A 22,138-nucleotide genomic window follows, 5' to 3' on the forward strand; every position below is an offset into this window, starting at 1 on the left:
TGGACGGCATCCATGACACAAGATCAGGCTTTCGCCTTTGCCATTCTGATCGGACTAATGGTCGCTTTCATATGGGGACGGTTTCGCTACGACCTCATCGCAGTTCTCGCACTTCTTGCGGCGGTTTTCACCGGCATCGTGCCGCACAAGGCAGCATTCTCCGGTTTCGGTGACGACATTGTCATCATCGTAGCGAGCGCGCTGGTCGTAAGCGCCGCAATCGAACGCAGTGGTGTCATAGAGGCGTTCCTTCATCGGGTCGCGCCCAAGGTCACCTCCTTGCAGGGCCAGGTCGTTATTCTCGTGGGAGCCGTCACGGTCCTGTCCATCTTCATCAAGAACATCGGCGCATTGTCGATGATGATCCCCGTCGCATTTCAGATGGCGCGCCGGTCGAAAGCGTCCCCTTCGTCTTTTCTCATGCCGATGGCGTTCGGCTCGTTGCTTGGCGGGCTCATTACCCTCGTCGGCACGTCGCCAAATATTGTCGTATCGCAGATGCGCGAGGAACTCACGGGCCACCCTTTCAACATGTTTGATTTCACTCCTGTCGGCATTGGTATTGCCGCAGCGGGAGTGGTTTTTCTGGCCTTTGGCTATCGGCTGCTCCCGCGAGACAGGAAGGCGGCCCCGACAATGGAGAAAGCGCTGAACATCAAGGACTACATGACAGAGGCTCGCGTCACTGCGACTTCGTCCGTTAACGGCAAGTCGATCAGGCACCTATCGGCCTTGTTGGACGAGGAGGTCCTTGTCACCGGGCTTGTCCGCAATCAGGTCGAGCGCATGATATCACTGCCGGACCTCATCCTTTGTCAGGGCGATATCGTTCTGTTGGAGGGAGACCCTCAGGCGCTGGAGCGAGGCATCAGGCGTGCGCGTCTGGAACTGGAGGGGCACAACCGCTCCACGGAAGCAAAAGGAGTCGACGAGGAGATCGCCGGAATTGAAGTCGTGATCGGCCCAAAATCGGTTTTGATCGGGCAAACCGCCAAGCGTCTGGCGCTGCATGAGCGCTTCAACATCAATCTGCTCGCAGTGAGCCGGAGCAGCAAGCGCTTCACCGAACGTTTGCGCGACATCGCGCTAAGACCAGGCGACGTTCTCGTTTTGAAGGGCGATCTCGTGCTTCTCCCGACCAAGCTGATGGAACTCGGTCTTCTTCCCTTGGCGGGACGCGAGATCCGCCTGGGGAATCCGCGAAGGGGTTTGGTTCCGGTGGTGGTCCTGGCTGGTGCCATGGCGCTAACGGCATTTGGCCTGCTGCCCGTTGCCACAGCTTTCTTTACGGCTGCTGTCCTGACGGTACTGCTCGGCTCGCTTTCGCTTCGGGAAGCTTATGAGGCCATCGACTGGCCCATCCTGATAATGCTCGGGGCCCTCATTCCCGTGAGCGAGTCGATCCGTACCACCGGTGGTGCCGACCTTATCGCCGGCGGCCTCGCTCAGCTTGCTACCGCCTTGCCCCTTTACGGTGCCCTTGCAATGATCATGGTGGTCGCAATGTCCGCAACGCCGTTTTTGAACAATGCAGCCACGGTTCTCGTAGTCGCCCCGATCGCGGTTACCCTTGCGCAACGCCTTGGCTACAGTCCGGACGCCTTTCTGATGGCCGTAGCGGTGGGTGCGGCCTGCGATTTTCTCACGCCTGTCGGACACCAGTGCAACACATTGGTGCTCGGCCCCGGCGGTTATCGCTTCGGCGACTATTGGAAACTGGGACTGCCGCTCTCGTTCATTGTGGTCTTGCTGGGCGTGCCTCTGATCGTGTTGTTTTGGCCGCCAATTTAGCGCGCAAGCGTCGTTTCAATTCCCATTCAGATGCACCGTGGCGTCGGCCTAAAGCCTGCCCGTAAGGATCAGAATGAACAGTATAATCGCCACGATGCCGAGGACACCGATGCCGCCGTGCCCATAACCGTAGCCATAGCCTCCGAATCGACCACTAAACCCGCCCAAAAGAAATATTATAAGAATAATTAGAAGTATCATTCCCAATGTCATGACTTTCTCCACTTGAATTTAGTTCTGTTTCGTCTCGACGAAATGCTGCCCTCACCGAAATTGAGCTCGACCGCTGTCTTATCTCTTCGCTCTTGAAAGATTGATCAGCAAGATTGTCGAGTGAGGATTAATGCATCATATGATAGTATACACTATATAGTGGTGTAGTTTCTACAATCGGCTGACGCCTAAAGCGGGCTGTCCGTTGCCGCCGCTGCGAAGCAGCGCTCTGCTGAGCGATAGCGACGCGATCTGCCCCACTTGATGGCCGTGCGTGACAGCGAGGTAGCTGCAAATGTCGATGAGTGTCATGCTTGCCGATGGAGTAGTAAGGAACCGGAGGAGTAGTCATGATTCCTCTAAGCAGACTGGTCGAGCAGCTTCTGGGTATCGGCGCGCTTGTGCTGCTGGCGATTGGTTGCGCTCTCGTCCTTTGGCCTTTCCTGTCGGCAATAATGTGGGCTGCGGTGATATGTTTTTCGACATGGCCCATCTACCGCCGATGTGAACGTGCTGTCGGTGGCAACCGGGCGGCTGCCGCCGCAGCTATGACGGTGATGGTGGTCCTTGTTGTGGCCGCACCGCTTGCGTTCCTCGTGACGGCGCTCGCCGACGATATAAGGAATCTGGCGGCGGGAATAACGCGCGTCCTCGAGCAGGGTCCCTCCGCGCCCCCAATCTGGGTGAGAGGCCTTCCGATTGTCGGCGAGAGTGTGGCCGCTTACTGGGAAAACTTTGCGCATGACGCTCCTGCCTTTATCCTCGAGCTCAAGAAGCTGACGGGGCCTGTCACCGATATTGCTCTTGCTGGCGGTGCAGCTTTCGGCATCGGCCTAATCGAACTTGCGCTCAGTATATTCATCACTTTCTTCCTGTTCCTGCACGGCCGGCGCATGATCAGTTTCATGCGTCAAATCGGTGAGCGTATTGCCGGCGCCCGCTCTAGAAGGTTGCTGACGGTCATTGGCATGACCGTGAATGGTGTCGTTTACGGAATGATCGGAACGGCCCTCGCCCAAGGTCTTTTGGCCGGTATCGGCTTCTGGATCGCCGGCGTGTCGCAATCGCTATTGCTTGGCGGTCTGACGTTTTTGCTTTCGTTTGTGCCCGCAGGGCCACCGTTCGTGTGGGGGCCGGTTGCGCTCTGGCTTCTCATGCAGGGATCGGTTTGGTGGGGGATCTTCATCGCTGCATGGGGTCTGCTTCTCGTCAGCAGTATTGACAACTTCCTTAGACCATATCTGCTCAGCCAGAACATCAATCTGCCCGTGCTGCTCGGTCTATTCGGGCTCGTCGGCGGCGTTCTGGCTTTTGGATTCATCGGGCTTTTTCTTGGACCAACCCTACTGGCGGTGGCCTATAACCTCTTTCTCGAGTGGGTCGCAGCGGAACTCGAAGAGCGTATGCAATCGGCACCGTCTTCCCTTGCGGCTGACCAATTGGAAGCCGATACAAGGGATTGAGTTGACGGATTTTCGCTTCAGAAAAGGGGGCGGGCTCGGCCGATCTTCGCAAACGGTTCCGGCATCACGCTCCGCGCCGCTCCCTCCCGCGCATGATTAGCACGGTTGGCTGCCAACGATACGATCTCTTGCTGCCGCCGGCGAGAATTTGTTGTCAACTTGATCACTTGATCAAATTGCGGGTTGGGCGTTGCCTAGACGCAGTGGCGCCGCCTTCGTTCTCCCAACGCGCTCATCCTCATTATGAGGCGGATGGGTGATCGAAAGAGGCGAAGAAGACAAGAAGACAAGAAGACAAGAAGACAAGAAGACAAGAAGACAAGAAGAGCACCTCGATCCGTTGCATAAGCGAGGCTACAAGCGCCGCCCCCGAATAAATGCCAGTTTGGAAAGCGGTGATGAGATATGTCGCCGCATCTGCCTTTTTTCTTGATGCCAAGCGCTATCGACGTCAAAGAGTCCTGTTGTGTCAAGCACAACGCTTCAACACCTTAAGATTGAGTGAGGTAAGGTATTGCTGAGGCAAGGTGGAAGACATGCTGTCCTCCTTTAGTTGGGGCACCTCGGCGGGACACCGCGGGACCATGAGGCGTCCGCGCAAATCTTCGGCCTTAGTCATAGTATGGGTCCATCCGAGGGAACTGCAATCCAATGATCACCTCCGAAGGAACCGGGCCACACGCACGAAACAGACGTTTTATGCCATCCGCTCGTACGGTCCCGTTTTCCATGGTAAAATGAAGGATAGATTGCGGTTATTCGCAAGCATCGGCACGGAGCCCGACCGAACCAATGAGATTGCGCGAGATGCCATCCAGTGAATGCAGCATGCTCATCTCCGAGCACCGCGTGGCCCGGCTCGGATGTTGCCGTGACAATCAACCTTATGTTGTGCCGATATATTATGTCCGAGCCGAGGACCAAATTTTCAGCTTTTCGATGCCGGGAAGAAAGATTGAATTCATGCGAAGCAACCCGTTTGTATGCATCGAGATCGAGCATTTCGCTGATCAGCACCGATGGAGATGCGTAGTCATTGAGGGCAGGTACCGCGAATTCCACGAAGACGCCGAGAAGAAACACGCATGGGGTATACTGAACGTGTACAATGATTGGTGGGAACCAGGTGCCCTTAACTGGGGCGCGGAGGAGAAGCCATCGGGATATCTTCCCATTTTTTTGCCATCAGCATGGACAAAGTGACGGGCCGTGAAGCGCTTGCGAACTAGTTCCTTGTAAAGCTGCTAGTCAGGGAATGCCTCAACGAAGTGCCTGCGGATCGCCGGGAGTCTGACCGTAAAGGCGGAAAAGGGGCGGGAGCAACTCCCCGGCCGGTGGCGTCGGCTGAGTCGCGTAGCGGCAAGTCCCGTACGCTGATCAGAATACGTCCAGAGAGCTTAGCAACGAGACTATGCCGACGACTACAACGGCGATCTGAGCCACCTGCTTCATCGTCGAGTCAATCGGAAGTTTTTGCACGAGGTACAGCACCAGGGCGATGACAAGGACCGTGATCAGGATGCTGATTATGATGGACATGCCCCAGGTCCTTTGAACAACAGCTTCCGGCAGTGAAGGTGTAAATATGGCTGAGTTCTGTAAAGGGAAGGGCGGCGTGCCTGAGGGCACAGCGACCCGATCCATTCGCCCATCCAGAAACAATTTTCGGCCAAAATTTCCGAAGGAGAGGCCTCTATCTTCGTCGTTACACTCAAATCTCCGCCAACCAGGCCCTAGGTGTCCGCGTCGATGGAAAATCATAATGCCTGGCGTGCCGAGCTCGCCAACCGTTCTATAGGTTGGCAATGACTGCGCGCCTCAATGATAGATTGGAGGGGCTTCATCTTGACCGATTTCCTGGATGAAATCGAAAAACGCCCTAACCTTCGCCGGCGGCAGATGGCGCGACGGATGGTAGGCATAGAGCGGATAGAGCTCGTCGGCCCTTTCGCAGTGCCAAGAACGGCGCCAGGCCGATGGCGAGACTCTGGAAAATACCCTCGCCCGCAAGGCAGGCGGAAACCGCGACTGGAGGATCATCCTACACCAGGCGGTTTGAGACCTTGACCTCGACATCGATGCGGCTGGCGAAGACGCGGCACGTGCCCATCTACCGGCGGAAGCAGACCGAAGTTCCGACGGTTCCTCGTGCAGCGGCGCTGCCGGTAACTGAAGGATTCCTTGTCTCGCGAAGAGTTGGTTTACCGGATGATCAACTTGAATGATATGGCCTTTGGGCGTCGAGATGGTCGAAAATCGCCTTCGCGAGATCCTTTGCCTCCTTTTCGCCGGCCCTCGCGGGAGGTCGAACTCGCCACGGCGGAGAGCACGAATGCCGCCGACACCGTCAGGCGCACTGCTTTGTGGGCGGAATTAATCATCGGATCGTCCTTTGTCCCATCGCAAAAGCACAAAGCAGTGGCACGAGAGAGGAGATTTTCGGATGAGGCGGGCACGTGCGTGTCGCATCGGGTATGTTACTGTATGCCGGACGTTCGCCCGGCGGGTCAGCGAGGCTGCAGATCCGAGGTTGCGCCACCAATCCCTGCACCCGTGTCCGCGACATCTTGCGGGACCGGCATGCCCGCCTTGCGCAATCCGGCGACAAGACGGGCGGTGTCGTCCGGCTGGAGATTACGCATCTCGAGTTCCGCCACGATGTTCGGCAGGAAGTCCGGTCGCATCCGGACGAACGCCTCGCCCTCGCGCCGGGCATCGTCCATCGTGCCGACCTCGGCATAGATGACCGCGGCGACTGCATGATAAAGCGGGAACTTCTGCAGGTCGGCCCGCTCGATCTCGCTGACCGCGGTTGGGTAGTCGCGAAGCATGTAGGCGGCGAGAGCGCGCGTGCCGTGATAGTAGCCGCCCCCGCCCGGATTGAGGGCGATCGCCCGGTCAAGTAGTGCGGCTCCCCGCTCCCACTGACCACCCATCGCCAGTCGCGTGCCGAACTCGCCCATGAGCTCGGTGTCGTTGGGGTTCGTGGCAAGCGCCTGTTCGCCGACCCGCATTGCATCCGCCAGCTCTCTGTTGAAGAAAAGCGCCATCATCAGCGCTTGAAGAGCACGCGTGTTGCTCGCATCGAGCTGTGTCGCGCGCCTGGCCGCTCTAAGCGCGCGCTGCATCGGCGCCTCCGACCCGCGCTCGGAGTTGAATTTGAAGCGGTCCTCGTCAAGGTAGATGATCGACAGCATCGCCCACGAGGTCGCATAGGTCGGGTAGCGCGCGACGGCGGTTTCGAGGCAGTCCCGGACGTCCGCATGTGCCTCGGTGCTCAGTTCCGACCGGTACGCATAGAAGCGTAGGGTGCATTCGTAGGTGCCTGGATCGTCAGGCGGCGGATTGGCTGCATCGACCTGCGCCATCACTCCGTAGGGCTGCGCGATCGTCGTCGCGACCCTGCGTGCGACGTCCGTCTGGATGGCGAAGAGGTCGCCCGATCCCAAATCGTTGTCGTAGTCCTGCGACCAGACGATCTCGTTGTCCGACGTGTCGAGAAGGCGCGCGGTGACCCGGAGGCGGTCACCCGACGCCCGGACGCTGCCGGCCAGAAGATATCGTGCGCCGAGTTCGTCCCGGACCCGCGAGGCGTCGACGTCCGAGGGAAGCGACTTCGACGTCTCGCGGCCGAAGACCTTGATCTCCTTGAAACGAGGAAGCGCCGTCAGCAGCTCTTCGGTGAGTCCGATGGTGTAGAGCTGTGCCTCGGATCGGTCGCCGAGATTCGCGAAGGGCGCCACAACAAGCGTGGGCCGATCCGGAAACATACCGCCCGCGGACCGTGGTGGGGGATACGTGGCCAGGCTGCCGGCAGCCAAGTAACCGGAGGCGGCCAGTGCCGCGCCAACGCATGCAAGCACGGCGCGCCTGGCCCGCCACCACGGCTCGCTCGAACGAGGAGGCGAAGTGGGAGCGGGCACGGTCTCGATGTGCTCCGCAGGTACGGTATTCCACGAAAACGACGGCACGTATCCGCCCTTGGGCACGTCGATCCTGACGGGATCGTTCCTGCCGCCGACCAGATAGTAGCGCTCGAGCGATCTGCGCAGACGCCCGGCTTCGATGCGGACGACGGGGTCGTCCTGAGTGAACGTCTCGTCGCGGCCGAACACTTCGATGGCGATCGAATAGCCTTTGATGCGGCCGCCCCGCCCGGCAAGCGTCTCCTCGACCACATATCGCAGGAATGCCGCAGCGCGTCCGACCCCTGGAAACTCCGGGCTCGACACGATGCGTTCGAGCTGCGTCCGGATTTCGTCGACACAAGGCAGGTCGTTCGTCGTCGCTGCTGTCACGGTCCCCTCCGTCGACGCTGTCGGCTTGGCATGGCGCTCCCGATGCCCCCCTGAGGTGCCATGCCACGCATGCGCGGAAAGAGAACCTACACCCGGAACGTGTCTTCGTCCACGGCCGTCAATGCGCGGCTGGCGGAGCGATTATCCCGAGATTGCCAAGGCCGCTCACTATCAACTGGATCGCTACCGCCGTCAGCAGGATGCCGAAGACGACCTCCGAGACCACCATGCTGGCCGGTTTCATCCGCTTGGCGAGCTTGTCGATGTTGGTGAACACCAGATAGTCTAAGGCAGCGACGACCAGGATCAATACGACAACCAGTGCCGCGCTGGCGATCGAGACCACTTCGCCCGAGGCGAGGATGATGACCGTGATGCCGACCGGGTTGAGCAGGTAGGGGACGGCAAGCGGAAACACGGCGAGTTTCTCCGGATCGACCGGCACCTCAATTTCGTCATGCGGCTTTTCCGTCGGTCCGGATGCCATCTTGATCGCGATAAGCGCGAGGATGATCCCGCCGGCCACGGCCACGGCGCCACCCGTGATGTGGAGAAGGCGCATCAGCAGCGCGCCGGTCGCGAACAGAATGAGAGCCGTGACCAATGCGATCAGAACCATCTGGCGAGCGATGCGCGCCTTGGTTTCTGCGTCGAACGCGTGGGTCTTTTCGAGGAAGGGAACCAGCGCGATCTTCGGCCCCATGCCGATCAGGAGCAGGAGCAGAAGCTTTCCGACAAGCGGAGCGTCGATAACTGTGAAATCCATGGAAGTCTCCTTTCAATACCCGAAGGATCGAATTCTGTTCAAGGCGCCTGCTGTGGCCGCTCGCTCAGGCCGTTCCAGCGGCGTTTGCAGCGTTGTGTTTCGCAAGCGTCTGCTGCGCCGCCGCGGCAATGTCGTCGTCCTTTCCGCCCGAGACCTGCACGGTCGGCACCGCGATCTTGATCCCGTTCTCGTTGAATGCCTGATGGATCATCCGCAGAGCGCGGCGCTTCAGCGTGAACTGCTCTCCGGGGAGCGTCATGACCTTCATTCGCAGAAGAAGGCCGGAGTCCCCGAGGCTGTCGATGCCCTGCATCTTCAGCGGCTCGATTGTGGTCGCCTTGAACTCGGGATCTTCGAATAGCTCCAGCCCGATCTTCTTGATGATCTTGCGGGCCTTCTCAATGTCGGCGTCGTAGGTCACGGTAATCGTCATCTTCTCGATTACCCAGTCGCGGCTCATGTTCTGGATGGCCCCGAGTTCGCTGAAGGGGACGATGTAGACTGCACCACGATGATGTCTGAGCTTGACCGACCGTAAGCTGAAGGACTCGACGGTGCCCTTGTAGCTGCCGCTCTGTATATATTCTCCGATCCGGAAGGCGTCGTCGAGCAGGTAGAACATGCCGCTGATGATGTCCTTCACCACCGTCTGCGCGCCGAAGCCGATCGCGACGCCAACGACGCCGGCTCCGGCGATCAGTGGTCCGATCTCTACCCCGAGCGACGACAACGCCATCATGATGGCGATCGCGACGAATAGAATCATCAGGAAGTTACGCAGGATGGGCAGCAAGGTCCTCATGCGCGTGCGGCGACGTTCCTGCTCGCTGCCGACTTCGAGGACCGTTTGCGTGTCTCCGAGCTTGCGATCGATGAGCACCTTCACGACGTTCCAGGCGAGGTCGACGACCAGGAGGATAATGCCGGCGCTCAATGTTCCACGCACGAGGCGCAATGCAGGAGAATCCTGCATTGTCATTCGCGTAAGCTCGATCTCCAGAACGTCCGCGAGGAGAACGATCGCGCCGACGATCAAGCCCGCCCGGATGCCGCGCTCGATGATCACCGAGACGACCGTGCTTCTCTTGTCGCCATCCTCTTCAACGGCAGAGGACCGCAGGAGGTTGTTGACGGCCGCCTTAGTGAGCGCGATCGCACCAGGCAGGCCAGCGCAGACCAGGGCAATCCAGAATAGCTTCATCGCCCCGACCACCCACAGGAGCCAGACTCCGATGAAGTAGGCGGTCCAGAGCCAGTTCCTCGCGCGCAGACCGAGCCGACTGGGCGGTGCCATTTGGGAAGGCCCGGGAGGGCGTCGCCAGACAGCTTCGATGCCGATAACGAGTAGCACCAGGCCAAGCGAATAGGCAACGAGTTGCCGCGCAGGAACAGAGAAGCCGAGCGTTCCAAGCAGCCGGATCGTCACCCAGCCAAAGGCATACCACCCCACGAGATAGCCCAGGCGTTTTGCCCAGTGAGCGGCGGCCTCGTCCGTAACTGGCACGACCCGATATCGCTCCGGTGAGAGGTCTGTCGCGACGCGAGGAGCCAGAAGCACGTCGAAGAGGACGCTCGCGATGCGGAAGACCACGACGGCAAACAGGTAACCGACGACGATCTCCCGGACGAGCGGGGGCCACTCGAAAAGAAGGAAGAAGCCGATACTGCCGAGGCCGAACGAGAGAACGTAGCACACGGCCCACAGCAATCTTGCGCTTACCGCGACTACTCTCTCCGAAACGGTGGCAAAGGGTGCGCGCGCCATCCATTGACGCCATCCGGCGCTGATCCACCAGAAAAGCCATTGTGCGGCCAGCCCCACGGCAACGAAGGCCGCTACCAGAAAGATGGGCCGGGTGCCGCCACTCGCCTGAACCTCGCGTTCGAGAACGGTCGCCCCGCGCATGGTCTCAGAAGGAAAGGTTTGCACGGCACCTAGAAGACTGGCAGCGTGAGCGCGAAAACGTGTTGAGAACTCGGAGAATGAAACGCCGGTCCCCGCGCTCTCCGCGGCAGGCTCGGCTGCGGCCTTGGCCGCTGCAGCCTGCTGCTGCAGGAAGGTCTGAACGTCCGGATCGGAGAACATTCCAATGAACCGCCGAACGCTTTCGGGCCGTGGCTGTGCGGTCGCCTCGGTCTGTGCCGCGGCAGGGGAAACACCCGTCACAAGAGCAACCGTGAGCGCCGCCGCAGAGAGAAGCGTTCGAAGCGACGCGAATTTCAAAAGTACGTCCATTGTAGATCCTGATCTGAATGAAGAAGATGCACGTGACGCCGACATCTGCATCTAGCGCGCGCACGCCTCCTGTGAGCGCAAGCCGACTGTGCAGGCTGCCGGCTTTCGCTTGGTTCCTGTCGGACCCGTGAGGCCGCTCACCTGGCTTGCGTAGTTGTCTCTTGTGTCCGCATCGACGACTGCGACCGGGGCGGCCAGTATCAGCCCCGCCGCGCTGCCTGCCGCGGCGGCGGTGCTCGTCGTTGCTGCAAGGATCTTGTCTCCGAGACCAACCTTGCTGTCGGTCAGCGTCTGCCCGTCGGAGATGCGCGCTCCGATAAGCTGAACGACCTCGGGAGATTCCGCAAACTTGCCATGGTTGAGGCGGTCCCCCGCCTTGACCTTGGTGAGGTCGATCACCGTGATCTGGCTGTCGGCCAGCTCCTTCTTGAAAGGGGACTGCTCGGGGTCGATGGCGCCGAGCCTGGCGACATCGCCCCACACCCTGCGGGAGACCGCAAGCGCACGGTCGTCGCGCGAGACGAACAATGTGAACTTCGGATGCTGCTTGCCCATGTCGGCGATCTGCTGGCGGAAGACATCGACGTCCACGTCAGGCGAGGCCAGCATCACGTTTTCGAACTTGGCGGGGAGCCGGCCGTTGCGGATCGCCATCTGCCGCAGCGACTCCAGCGCCAGCCAGTTCCCCATGGAATGTGCGAGGATGGAGACTTCCTTCACTTCCGGATCCTTCGCGAGGTACTGGAAGAGCGTCTCCAGTGCGTTGCGCGTGTAGTTGGTGCTCTCGCGGTCGTAACCATAGGCCAGCAGACTGCCGCGCGACGGCCATGTCACCAGCACCGGCGCGCTATGGACGCCGGAATCCTGGACGATCTGTGCGAAGCGGTAGACGGAATCTTCGAAACGGTTGTTGAAGCCGTGGATGAACACCAGGACGCTGCCGTCGCGGCTCTTCCTGACCGATGCGCTCAGCCATTTCTTGGCGTCATCGCGTGTGATCTCCTCGGCCTTCAAGGTCGCGAAATCGGTCGCCGGATTGGATGGAAGCCTCTTGGGCCATGCAACTTCCCCGACCTTTCGGACGCTCGCAGGCGGGATGGATACGGTGATGTCCGCGAACGCAGGGGCAAGGGCGCGCTCGCCCGTGAACATCTCACCCCGAATTGTGGAACGACTGCGTGTGGTCGTAACCAGCATGTCGATCTTGGTCGATTTCGGCGCGCTGTCGGCAACGGGGATGAGCACGTTCTTCGGGTGGCCGCCGCACCCTCCCGCCGCCGCCAGCGCGGCGATTACAAGAATCGTTTTCAAACCGCGAGGAAGTCTCGCGCGAGTGGGGTCGACAACTTTGTTCGCTCTGCTCACCACTGTTCCCCGCGGCCGTTGCGCCATGACCGAGATCGCCGCTTCATGCAGAAGCGGACGACCCCCGGCCCGAAAAAAAGCTATGCGAACACGAGAGGGCTTACCCGTAGCATCGGGTATGTTACACCGGCCGCGGGACGTTTCCCGGCACCGCGATCAGTCGCAAGTGTGCGCCTCCCTTCGGTCTTTGACTCTGACGGCAAGCAGAGCCGCCGTCGGCCCGCCGAGGCCTGTTCGGCAAGAAATCGGCCCGCATCAAGATCGGGCGGCGCCGTCGTCGGCGTGTATGATACAGTAACATACTCCACGAACCCCGGTTCATCCACGAACATGAAGCCTTGAAGCACGTTCGATCGGCACGGTCTCAAGTGTCGTGAAATGGAGTTGTCGATGGATGAGGGCGTGGCGGCTGTCAGGCTGCAGTTTCCGATCAGAGCCAAGGCGATCGAAGAACTTGCATCACGGGACGACGTGTTCTGCGAGATCTGCCGGGATTTTGCGGAAGCCCAGATGGAACTAGCCAAATGGCGCGTGTCGGAAGATCCGAACCGCGATGAGCGTAGTGCGGAATACCAAGAGTTGGTTGCCGGACTTGGGAAGGAGATCGAAGACGCGCTCGACAACGCGACGGTGCTCCCGCTTCGTCCGCCATCCGCGCGCCCTTCCCGGTGAATAGGGCGACGAGCCCGATGCCGCCGACGTCGTTGCAGACCAAGACCTTCAGATACCCATACAACTCTCGCATTCGAAGGATGAATACCGTGCTGTCCGAGACCTTACACGAGCCTTCACACGAGCCTGCGAGTTCTCCTGCGCCCCAGAACCCATTGCGCAGGATCGCGCTCGTTGTCGTCCTTCTGGCGCTGGTCCTGTTCGTCCTCTCCATCTTCATGGAGCGGCGGACGCCGTCGACCTCACAAGCTCAGGTTCAAGCCTATGTCGTCGGCATCGCGGCCGAAGTCACGGGCCGGGTCGTGGAAGTGGGGGTCGCCGACAATTCGCGGGTGGACGCCAACCAGGTTCTCTTCCGTATCGATCCCGAGCGCTACGAGCTTGCGGTCGCCGAGGCCGAGGCGGCGCTCGCAAGCGTCGGCCAGTCGATCGGGGCGTCGACTGCGACAGTCGACGCCGCCCAAGCCAAGCTCGTTCAGATTGAGGCTGACCGGGACAATCTCCGCGACCAGTTCGCGCGGGCGTCCGAGCTCGTGAAGCGCGGCGTCTTTTCCAAGGCCAGGTTCGATGCGACCAAGTCCGCCTATGACCAGGCGGAGGCTTCCGTTTCGGGGGCGCAGGCCGACCTTGCCAAGGCCAGGGAAGAGCTCGGCCCAGCCGGAAACGACAACCCCCAGCTCCGCGCAGCCCTTGCCGGACTGGGAAAGGCCAGGCTCGACCTCGTGCGGACGACCGTGCGAGCGCCTTCGGCGGGCGTTGTCACGAACCTTCAGCTCACCATTGGCAAGGTCGTCTCGGCCGGCCAGCCGGCCATGACCTTCATCGATGTCGGCACCATCTGGATCAACGCGGCGTTCAAGGAGAACAGCCTCGAGAAGGTGGCTGCCGGCAACAGGGCGGAGATCCTCTTCGACGCACTTCCCGGAAAATTGTTTCCAGCCGAGGTCGAAAGCGTCGGGTTTGGTGTCTCGCAGGGAACCACGGATCCCAACACCGGACTGCCGACAATCAGGAACGACAGCGGATGGGTGCAGGAAGCGCAGCGGTTTCCAGTCCGCCTCAACATCGAGGAGGACGCCCGGCCCAAGGGCGGAGTACGCTACGGCTCGCAGGCGACCGTTGTGATCTACACCGGTGACAACCCGGTCACCAATGCGTGGGGATCGCTCTGGATCCGCATCATGTCGGTTCTGACCTATGTCAACTGACCGGACTACCGCGGTCGAGGAGCAGAAACGCAAGGGCCTGCGCGTCGCGTTCGCGGTCTCGATCGGTTTCACGGTCGCAGTGTATGCGGGGGCTATCGTGCCGTTCCTCGGTCCGCTCTTTGCAGCACAGTTCCTGCTCGGCAGCTCGCGACCGATGCCGTTTGGAAAAACGGTCGGCGCTGCGATGGTGATCCTCATTACTGGGATCGCGATGATGATGCTGACCAGCCTCCTCGGCGAACGGCCGGCGCCTTTCCTTCTCCTGCTGGGACTGACCTATTTTGCCTGCTTCGTCGCGCAGTCGGCGGGGAAGGGCGGGCCGGCCGTCTTTCTCGTGCTCGTCGTTGCGATCATCGTCCCCCTGCTTGGCATCCTTAATAAGGACCTCGCCAATTCCATCCTGTCCATCCTGGTCACAGGGGTGTTGTCAGGAACGCTCCTGATGTGGCTGGCATATGCGATCTTCCCTGAACCCCTTGGGCAGACCTTCGAGGCCGTCTCGTCCGGTGAACGGCCACCAGCTCTGCTTCGGGCGCTGGCGAATACGGGGATACTTCTGACCTCCGTCGTGATCTGCCTGACGAGCGACAACCTGACCGCCGCGGCAGTCATTCCCATAACGGTGGCGTCCCTGCTCGGGCAGCTCGACGTGGCGGCAAGCAGCCGGGCGGCGGTCGGACTCGTGCTCGTCAATCTCTTCGGGGGAGTGCTCGCATCGGTCGCCTACGCGGCGCTGACGTTGCGGCCAAGCCTGCTTTCGATCTTTCTTATCGTTCTCATCGTCGCCCTTTTGCTGGGAGGACGCGCTGCTGGACGGTCGAAGGACGCAGCGGTATTCGCAGGCGCTTTGACGACTTTCCTGATCCTCTTCGGTCTGGGGGTCTCGCCCCTTCCGGGGAGCGCCGCAGAATCCTTCGCCACCCGCATCGTCTATGTCGCGGCAGCTTTGATCTACGCCTTGCTGTTCGCCGCGATCCTTTGGCCGCGCACCAGCAACTCGAAGGGGATTGCGGCATGACGCGGCGTCGCGCAGGAGTAGGTTCATCTCGACGAAATCGGCAGCCTTGAGCTGCGCGATGTTCGTGGCCGCAACCTCTTCGGCAGCTTCCGTAGGCGCCGTCGAGAGAACCGAGAACTTCGTCGACGTCCGCAAGCACTGCGAGCTCGCGCACCTTTGAAAGGATCCGCCGGATCCGAAAGCGTTCACCGAGTGCATGAGGCAGGGGCATTATCGGCTCCATTTCTCGCCGACCTGCCAGACCGGCAGCCGCAGGGCGCAGTGTTACGATTTGCAGCCCTGACGCTGGGTTGCGTTTCGACAAGCAAAGCGTTGGAAGATAGATTCACGCGTCTGCCGCGTGCCTAGCCAAGCCTGCTGCACGGTCCAAAGGATGGCGCGCGACCGAGCCTGGTCATGGGTGAAGTAGTCCCATGCGCGTCCGCCCTCGCTGTAGTCCTTGCGAACGGTTCCCCACTGCCGCTCAGCCAGATAGGGAACCCATTTCTTCCACTCGGCTTTTCCGTCTCGCGCCTCCTTGAGGCGCTGGGTTTCGGCATTCATTACACGGCCTCGCGGTCGCTGATATTGGCGTGGCGTATCGCGTTCAAAAAAGGCGGTGTTCCATCACCATAACTTCGTGATCAGGCGGCTTGACCGAACGAAAGGAAGTATGGCGGCGCCATCTATTCCTCCCAAATCGCCAAAAGAGAGATCCTTCGCGCGGTTTGCCCAGTCTGCGCGCTCAACCCCGCTTCCGTAAGTGTGTTACTGTAACATACATCCCAGATCACTCCTGCGACTACGCCTGGAGCAGTCTTTGCTGTAGAACCTAGAGCCAAAGATGCTTGGCCGATGACTATCACTTCTTCCTGCTCGGAGGAGGTTGCGGCGCGAGCGAAGACATAGTCATCGACAGCCTGCAATCATGTCTGAGCACAAGGAGGATTGAGATGGCTAGATCTCGCGCATTATTACTCGCCACGGGCCTGTTTCTGCCTTTCGCAGGAATCCCCTTTTCTCCACATCCGCTCCTGACCGCCGCCGCTCAGGAGCCGGCCGCATCCAATCCAGTCTCCGCAGAAGACGACGCTCCGGCGCCCCTGAGCGAAGACGAGTTGGAAATTCTGGTGTCGCGGATCGCGCTCTATCCGGACGAGCTGGTCGCGCTCGTCACATCGGCCTCGCTTTATCCGCTGCAGATCGTGGAAGCCGCCCGGTTTCTCGAAGCCATCAAGAAGCAGCCCAAGCTCAAGCCGAAGACGACGTGGGACGGCAGCATCGTGTCCTTGCTGAACTATCCTCAGATCGTGACGATGATGAGCGAAGATCTGGACTGGACGCAGTCACTTGGAGAGGCGCTTTCCTACCAGCAGAAGGACGTTCTGATCGCTATACAGCAACTGCGCGACAAGGCAGTCGCCGACGGCATCATCAAGACCGACGACAAGATCAAGGTCACCCAGGAAAACGACAACGTCGTGATCGTCTCCGCCAGTCCGGAAAAGGTCTACGTTCCACAGTACGCTCCGGAGATGTTGTATGAACCAGGCTACGTGGCCGCGCCCATCGGCTACTATTCCGACCCGTATCCGAACTACTACTATCCGACCGCGACCTTTTTCGCGGGGGTGGTGACGGGGGCGGTCTGGGCTGCCGCCATCGACTGGAACCGTTGGGGCGTATGGGGCGGGCGCTGGAACGGCGACGTCGATATCGACTGCAACAATTGCTTCAACAACATCAACGGCAAGGTGAATATCAACGACGTCGACTGGAAAAACGTCGACAGGAGCAAGATCAGGTTCGACGCCGCCCAGTTCGACAAGATGGACCGCAGCGCCTTCAGGACCCATATCGAAGCGAACGCCAACAACAGGGTCGGCGCAAGAGTGAGCGATCGTGCCGGCACGATTCGCAATGAGGCAGGCAAAGTCAGTGTCAATGACGTCCGCAAGAGCAAGATCGATGCGGAGAGGATAGGTGCCGCCCGCAACAAGGCAGGGAACATCGCAGCGGCGCCCGCGGACAGGAAGGCGGCGCCTGCCGCGCAGAACCGCCGGCCCGAAGCACGGGCGAACAGGGCTGCCGACAACGTCAAGCCCACAGTCAACGCCAAACGTCCGGTCGCAAAGCCCAAGCCAGCGGCCCGCATCGACAGCCGGCCAACAAAGCCATCCGCCCTCGGTCAGGTCGACAGCGGCAGGCGCTCCCAGATGCAGTCCAACCGCGGCAGACAGGCCATGGCCGGAGGCAGTCGCGGTGGTGGCGGTCGTGGAGAAATCCGCCGAGGCGGCGGACGTCGTCGGTAACCGGAAGAAGAGGACAATCATGACCAAGTCAGTGAGAAACATCGTTCTGGGTTCGGTGTTCGCCGCTGTTTCAGCCCTCGCCGGCAATCCGGCTCCAACATCTGCAGCAGAACCATCCGACGCGACCGTCATCTCGGGCTTCGCCTCGCAGAGCGATCCGCCGGTATTCCAGACGCCGGAACAGGCCGTCGACGCCTTCAGGGCTGCCCTGGCGGCAGATGACTTCGACAAGTTCGCCATGCTGCTGGGTATCGATGCAGCGAAAGCGAAGGCGGGCGAAGGGGTGATGGACACCTATGCGCAAATCCGGGACGGCACAAAGAAGAAGATCGTCTTGAAGGAGGTCGATGGCCGCAAGATCATCGAGATCGGTGACAAATTATGGCCTCTGCCATTTCCGATCGTGAAGGGCGACGACGGCAAATGGAGCTTCGACACCTATGCCGGCTTCGAGGAGATCATCAATCGTCGCGTCGGCGAAAACGAACTGCAGACCATCGTCACGATGCGCGCCTATGTCGGCGCCCAAGAGGAATATTCTTCCGCAGACCGCGACGGGGACGGTGTGCTGGAGTATGCCCAGAACCTGATCAGCAGCGACGGCAAAACGGATGGCCTTTACTGGTCGCCCGATCTTGGCGAGGGTGATAGCCCGGCGGGCAACGCCCTCGAAGACAACGCGGCCCTGGACAAGGCGAAGGCCGGCGAGGGCTACTACGGCTATCGTTACAGGATCATCGACAGTCAGGGGCCGAACATCGCCGGTGGCAAGTTCGATTATATCATCAACGGCAACATGATCGCAGGATTCGCGCTCATCGCCTGGCCGATCCGCTACGGCGAAACCGGTGTGCATACGTTCCTGGTGAACGCGAACGGCACGGTCTACCAGGCCGATCTCGGTCGGGAGACCGAAAAAATAGCTGCTGGCATCAGGACCTTCAACCCCGATGATAACTGGGAGGTGACTGCAGACTGAACGCGGCGGCTACCGTGATTGCCGCCTCGTCGGCAGTCGACGAGTGTTCCGGATGGTTGACTTTTTTCCAAAGCGGGAACCGCATCCAATTTCGAAAGTTGGTTTCCGGCCAGGGACTACGCCATGACACTTGCCAGCTATCGAAGCGCCTTCTTCGACACCCTTCTCGAACTCTTCGCGCTCTCCAGTGGGGAGGCCGATGGCGGCGCGGTCGATTGGGGTGCCGAATACCTGTCGCGTGAATCAACCCAGTAGCCGCTCATAAACACCTTCGTCACCACTACGTCGTGATCGGCACGTTCCAAATCGTGAGATATGCGGTGTTCACCCTCGGATCTTCGGACCGATCCACATCCATATGCTCGAGCGCGAGATCTCGTCATGCCGCTACCGATCTGGCCGCGATCCGCTCGAGCCTCATTCGGCTTCGCGGGTTAGCGGCGCGCCACCGGCACGACACCTGTGAAAGCACATCATCATGGAGACCGCCTTATTGATTTCACGCTCGCAAAGTAATACCTTCTGGACATCAGGTATTACCGAGGGCCAAATGACGACGACAGTGACAGCAAAGGGGCAGGTGACCATTCCAAAGCCCGTCCGCGATCTGTTGGGAATCGTTCCCGGAAGCAAGGTTGATTTCCGCCGCGCCGCCGATGGCAGCATTGTCGTGGTGCGGGCGGACAAGAAGCAGCCTGTGAGCCGGTTTGCGAAGTTGCGAGGTCATGCGGGCAAAGGGCTCAGCACCGATGCCATCATGGCACTGACACGTGGCGAAACTTGACCCTCGTCGATACCAATATCCTCCTGGACGTTGTCACCGATGATCCGGCGTGGGCGGATTGCTCGATTGCGCAACTTGAAGCGGCGAGCCTCGATGGGCCTTTACTGATTAACGATACCGTATACGCCGAGCTCGCGGTGCGATACGATCGTATCGAAGAACTCGAGGCATTCCTCGACGAGGCTGGGCTTGAAATGACTGCAATGCCGCGAGCCGCCCTTTTCCTTGCCGGCAAGATATTTACGCAGTATCGCCGCGCCGGAGGATCAAAAACTGGCGTATTGCCCGACTTTCTCATAGGTGCCCATGCAGCGGTTAGTCAGCTTCCGTTGCTCACCCGCGACCTTGGCCGCTACCGCACATATTTTCCGTCAGTGACGCTGATTACGCCGCACTCGTAGCCAGAAAGATTTGCAGTGGATGTTGTACCGCGCCGTGTCCGCGTCCCCTGATGTGGTTACAAAACTCCGGGTTCAGACCTGCGTGCAAAGTTTGGCATCCAGAGACTACGAATTGAGGCCCCCGAAACGCGGAGGAGGATTTGAACTTATTTCACCGGTGAGGTCGGCAGTGAGTGCTTTCATGAACATGTCGAGCGACATTCCTAATCTTTGCGCCTTGCGCGGGACATGGCAGAATAAAGAGCCAGAGGCTGACATGCTGCATTTCCTGAGGTGAAGGACACGCCGTCCTGACGCTTTCCACCAGCGAAGTCGATTTCATTCTTGATGATCTCGCAGATGAGATCGAACCTTGTCACGCGGCACCGTAGGTGTTTCTGAGACGCTAAAGCCACCACAATCCGATCGATGGGTAAAGATCCGCGATGAACGTTTGCAGGCGGCCCGCACGGTGATTATCCGGGCTCGATGGAAAGCCATCAACTGATCTGCGTCCGGCAAGCCGCTGTTCGTCGGATGCTATAGTCGGCTGAGCAGCTCCGATTTCTTCGCTTCGAATTCCTGATCTGTGAGAATACCTTTTGCATGAAGGGCCGCGAGGCGTTCGATCTTGTCGAAGATGTCCTCATCGGACCGACGCGCCTCCGGCGCTGGACGCGCCGCTTGTTGTGGCTCGGTGGATTCCGGCGCGGACGATGCGAATATCGATGGCGCAACGGTCGCGGCAGATGGTCCGGTAGCCGACGTGCCCGCCGGTTCCTTGCCGTCCTGACGGACCACATCCAGTTCCGAAATTTTCACGAGCCCATGCTGAGACGTAAAGACCAGCGACTGGTCGCTGCTTTGCTGTTGCGAGAAACCGCCAATGCGATGGTCCTTCGTGTCGTAGACCGTAACCCGGCCGCCGACATCGATCGCCAGTCGTCGGGTTGTCGGGAAAAAGGCATAGCGCAGGTCATTCTGCGCCCCGGTCGAGGCAGGATGCCCGAGCTCTTCGGGCCACCAGTTGCCGGCCGACAACGCCCCAGGGACGAACAGACTAACGCCGCCCTGACCTTGGTATTGGGACTGGTGCGACCTCTGCGGGTCCAGCAAATCCGTGCTGCGTACGAGGGCCGCAAGCTCGGAACAAATCCCGGCCACGTTCGCCTTCAGAGCATGGTTGAACATGTCGCCGACCATGATCATGCCGCCCTGCGACCATTGCCCCATGCCACCGAGATCAGGATGGTTGAACTGAGCCTGTGTCGCCTGCCCGGCGATAATCGCCATCAGAAGGTGCTCGACCGCGCCAAGGCTGACCCCGTACCGCTGTGCAATCCCCTCCAGGGTCCGTCGACCCTCTTCACTGAGTTGTCTCATCGTGATCGCCCTTGCCTTATGAAGAAAGCGTGCACGCCGCAAGGCCGAGCCTCGCAACGAAGTCAAGAAGCTCTCCACGACATCAGAACAATACGGAACTAGGTGGCAAATGTCACAAGATATCGCGCCGGTTCTACCATCACATCGTCGGCGTAGGCTCATGCGCCGATATCGACGCGTTCGAAAACTGCTTCCATAATCTTGACCTCAGATGCCGGAGCGCCACGACTGCGGGCAAAGTCACGCCATCTTCGTACAATCTCCCGACCGCCGCGATTACTGCGGACGTCGAGATGAAAAACTCTGCGACCGGTCGCAACAAATCGATAGATGCGGTCGCATCGTCAAAACAGATCTAGGTCGACAGTCCCGGCACTATTCGGCGTCGGGTTCAACCTAACGCACGGCCTGGGACGTCCACCTTGAACGGTCCAGACTTGTCTTTCCATCCTCAATTGCTATATGTAGGTAAATACCTACATGGGAGCGTGCCATGAACATCACAACCCTTTCCAGCCGCGAGTTGAACCACGACGTCAGCAGCGCCAAGAAGGCTGCCATAAAGGGCCCGGTTATCATCACGGATCGGGGAAAGCCTTCCCATGTGCTGATGACCTATGACGAGTTCGAGCGCCTGACCGGCAAGCACCGCAGCCTCGTCGATGCTCTCGCAATGCCGGGCCTTTCGGAAATCGAATTTGATCCGCCTCGCGTTGAGATCACGCCGCGCGGAGTCGATCTATCTTGATCTATCTGCTCGATACCAATGTCGTCTCCGAACTGCGCAAGATTGGTGACGGTAAGGCCGATGCCAATGTGGTGGCGTGGATCGACGCGGAAGATGCAGTCAGTTTTTACATTTCGGCGATCACCATCCTTGAACTTGAACGGGGTATACTCGGTGTGCAGCGCCGGGACGCGGCGCAGGGCGCTCGCTTGCGTTCATGGCTCGACAATCATGTGCGCCCGGAATTCGCAGGCCGTATCCTGCCGATAGATGAGGCGATCGCGACACGCTGCGCGCATTTGCATATTCCTGACAGGCGCAACGAGGCCGATGCGCTCATTGCCGCGACCGCTCTGGTTCACGGCATGACCGTCGTGACGCGCAATGTCAGGGACTTCGAGGGCACTGGCGTGGTCATAGTCGATCCTTGGCAGGGTTGATAGAATATTCCATCCCGTTCTCAAGACGGTCGAGTTCGGTTCTGATAGGAAACCGCTTATCTGATGGCTAGGCGGATGTCGGCTTAACGTGATTGCAGATCCTGCTCGTTCTTTTAGTAGCCAG

The 22,138-nt window shown here is 59.8% G+C and carries 21 protein-coding genes; 13 read left to right on the forward strand and 8 right to left on the reverse strand.

Features of this window, described 5'->3' with window-relative positions; genetic code table 11:
• Positions 1-12: 12 nt before the first annotated feature.
• A complete protein-coding gene (locus ACZ9DP_RS04865) occupies positions 13-1,791 on the forward strand; it encodes an SLC13 family permease (RefSeq protein ID WP_476200530.1) in 1,779 nt (592 codons plus the stop codon).
• 48 nt (positions 1,792-1,839) lie between these two features.
• Here ACZ9DP_RS04865 and ACZ9DP_RS04870 read toward each other — a convergent pair whose 3' ends face one another.
• On the reverse strand, positions 1,840-2,004 hold the full coding sequence (locus ACZ9DP_RS04870) for a DUF3309 family protein (protein WP_476200532.1): 165 nt from the start codon (positions 2,002-2,004) through the stop codon (positions 1,840-1,842).
• A gap of 350 nt (positions 2,005-2,354) precedes the next feature.
• Between ACZ9DP_RS04870 and ACZ9DP_RS04875 the strand changes: the two genes are divergently transcribed.
• Both ACZ9DP_RS04875 and ACZ9DP_RS04880 read left to right on the forward strand, forming a co-directional pair.
• Positions 2,355-3,467 (forward strand): AI-2E family transporter, encoded by a 1,113-nt coding sequence (locus ACZ9DP_RS04875; protein WP_476200533.1) that lies wholly within the window; start codon positions 2,355-2,357, stop codon positions 3,465-3,467.
• An 807-nt stretch (positions 3,468-4,274) separates the two neighbouring features.
• Entirely contained in the window at positions 4,275-4,670 is a 396-nt protein-coding gene (locus ACZ9DP_RS04880) for a pyridoxamine 5'-phosphate oxidase family protein (RefSeq protein ID WP_476200534.1), read from the forward strand.
• A gap of 174 nt (positions 4,671-4,844) precedes the next feature.
• Here ACZ9DP_RS04880 and ACZ9DP_RS04885 read toward each other — a convergent pair whose 3' ends face one another.
• From ACZ9DP_RS04885 to ACZ9DP_RS04905, 5 genes are all read right to left on the reverse strand, one after another.
• A complete protein-coding gene (locus ACZ9DP_RS04885; protein ID WP_194730731.1) occupies positions 4,845-5,006 on the reverse strand; it encodes a Thivi_2564 family membrane protein in 162 nt (53 codons plus the stop codon).
• A gap of 968 nt (positions 5,007-5,974) precedes the next feature.
• Positions 5,975-7,765 carry an adenylate cyclase gene (locus ACZ9DP_RS04890; protein ID WP_476200535.1) on the reverse strand — a complete coding sequence of 597 codons (1,791 nt, stop codon included), beginning with the start codon at positions 7,763-7,765 and terminating at the stop codon, positions 5,975-5,977.
• 118 nt (positions 7,766-7,883) lie between these two features.
• Positions 7,884-8,531 carry a MarC family protein gene (locus ACZ9DP_RS04895; RefSeq protein WP_476200537.1) on the reverse strand — a complete coding sequence of 216 codons (648 nt, stop codon included), beginning with the start codon at positions 8,529-8,531 and terminating at the stop codon, positions 7,884-7,886.
• Between the two features lie 64 nt (positions 8,532-8,595).
• Positions 8,596-10,767, reverse strand: coding sequence for a mechanosensitive ion channel family protein (locus ACZ9DP_RS04900; protein ID WP_476200539.1), 2,172 nt, complete (start codon positions 10,765-10,767; stop codon positions 8,596-8,598).
• Positions 10,768-10,818: 51 nt separating this feature from the next.
• Positions 10,819-12,078: an alpha/beta hydrolase gene (locus tag ACZ9DP_RS04905; RefSeq protein WP_476200541.1), complete on the reverse strand. Its 1,260-nt coding sequence runs from the start codon at positions 12,076-12,078 to the stop codon at positions 10,819-10,821.
• Positions 12,079-12,522: 444 nt separating this feature from the next.
• On the opposite strand from ACZ9DP_RS04905, the gene ACZ9DP_RS04910 reads away from it, so the two are divergent.
• From ACZ9DP_RS04910 to ACZ9DP_RS04920, 3 genes are all read left to right on the forward strand, one after another.
• Positions 12,523-12,804 (forward strand): hypothetical protein, encoded by a 282-nt coding sequence (locus tag ACZ9DP_RS04910; protein ID WP_194730734.1) that lies wholly within the window; start codon positions 12,523-12,525, stop codon positions 12,802-12,804.
• An 89-nt stretch (positions 12,805-12,893) separates the two neighbouring features.
• Positions 12,894-14,012 (forward strand): HlyD family secretion protein, encoded by a 1,119-nt coding sequence (locus ACZ9DP_RS04915; RefSeq protein ID WP_476200543.1) that lies wholly within the window; start codon positions 12,894-12,896, stop codon positions 14,010-14,012.
• Positions 14,002-15,030 (forward strand): DUF2955 domain-containing protein, encoded by a 1,029-nt coding sequence (locus ACZ9DP_RS04920; RefSeq protein ID WP_476200544.1) that lies wholly within the window; start codon positions 14,002-14,004, stop codon positions 15,028-15,030. The genes ACZ9DP_RS04915 and ACZ9DP_RS04920 overlap by 11 nt, the downstream gene beginning before the upstream one ends.
• A gap of 264 nt (positions 15,031-15,294) precedes the next feature.
• On the opposite strand, the gene ACZ9DP_RS04925 is transcribed toward ACZ9DP_RS04920, so the two are convergent.
• Positions 15,295-15,573 (reverse strand): hypothetical protein, encoded by a 279-nt coding sequence (locus tag ACZ9DP_RS04925; RefSeq protein WP_476200545.1) that lies wholly within the window; start codon positions 15,571-15,573, stop codon positions 15,295-15,297.
• A 389-nt stretch (positions 15,574-15,962) separates the two neighbouring features.
• Here ACZ9DP_RS04925 and ACZ9DP_RS04930 point away from each other — a divergent pair, with 389 nt between their 5' ends.
• From ACZ9DP_RS04930 to ACZ9DP_RS04950, 5 genes are all read left to right on the forward strand, one after another.
• The gene (locus tag ACZ9DP_RS04930) at positions 15,963-17,321 is read left to right on the forward strand and encodes a DUF3300 domain-containing protein (protein WP_476200546.1); all 1,359 of its coding nucleotides are present in this window, start codon (positions 15,963-15,965) and stop codon (positions 17,319-17,321) included.
• A gap of 19 nt (positions 17,322-17,340) precedes the next feature.
• A complete protein-coding gene (locus ACZ9DP_RS04935) occupies positions 17,341-18,300 on the forward strand; it encodes a DUF2950 domain-containing protein (protein WP_476200548.1) in 960 nt (319 codons plus the stop codon).
• Positions 18,301-18,423: 123 nt separating this feature from the next.
• Complete coding sequence (locus tag ACZ9DP_RS04940; protein ID WP_476200550.1) at positions 18,424-18,555, forward strand: hypothetical protein; 132 nt, start codon at positions 18,424-18,426, stop codon at positions 18,553-18,555.
• Between the two features lie 295 nt (positions 18,556-18,850).
• Positions 18,851-19,084 (forward strand): AbrB/MazE/SpoVT family DNA-binding domain-containing protein, encoded by a 234-nt coding sequence (locus tag ACZ9DP_RS04945; RefSeq protein ID WP_194730739.1) that lies wholly within the window; start codon positions 18,851-18,853, stop codon positions 19,082-19,084.
• On the forward strand, positions 19,081-19,485 hold the full coding sequence (locus tag ACZ9DP_RS04950; protein ID WP_476200551.1) for a type II toxin-antitoxin system VapC family toxin: 405 nt from the start codon (positions 19,081-19,083) through the stop codon (positions 19,483-19,485). Before ACZ9DP_RS04945 ends, ACZ9DP_RS04950 begins: the two co-directional genes overlap by 4 nt.
• Before the next feature lie 519 nt (positions 19,486-20,004).
• Here ACZ9DP_RS04950 and ACZ9DP_RS04955 read toward each other — a convergent pair.
• Positions 20,005-20,757 (reverse strand): SHOCT domain-containing protein, encoded by a 753-nt coding sequence (locus ACZ9DP_RS04955; RefSeq protein WP_476200552.1) that lies wholly within the window; start codon positions 20,755-20,757, stop codon positions 20,005-20,007.
• Positions 20,758-21,340: 583 nt separating this feature from the next.
• Between ACZ9DP_RS04955 and ACZ9DP_RS04960 the strand changes: the two genes are divergently transcribed.
• Together ACZ9DP_RS04960 and ACZ9DP_RS04965 are read left to right on the forward strand one after the other, a co-directional pair.
• Positions 21,341-21,595, forward strand: a complete 255-nt coding sequence (locus ACZ9DP_RS04960; protein WP_239603250.1) for a type II toxin-antitoxin system Phd/YefM family antitoxin — start codon at positions 21,341-21,343, stop codon at positions 21,593-21,595.
• Positions 21,592-22,014 (forward strand): PIN domain-containing protein, encoded by a 423-nt coding sequence (locus ACZ9DP_RS04965; RefSeq protein WP_476200553.1) that lies wholly within the window; start codon positions 21,592-21,594, stop codon positions 22,012-22,014. The genes ACZ9DP_RS04960 and ACZ9DP_RS04965 overlap by 4 nt, the downstream gene beginning before the upstream one ends.
• Positions 22,015-22,138: the final 124 nt, after the last annotated feature.

It is taken from the genome of Rhizobium sp. USDA 4016, assembly GCF_056279705.1.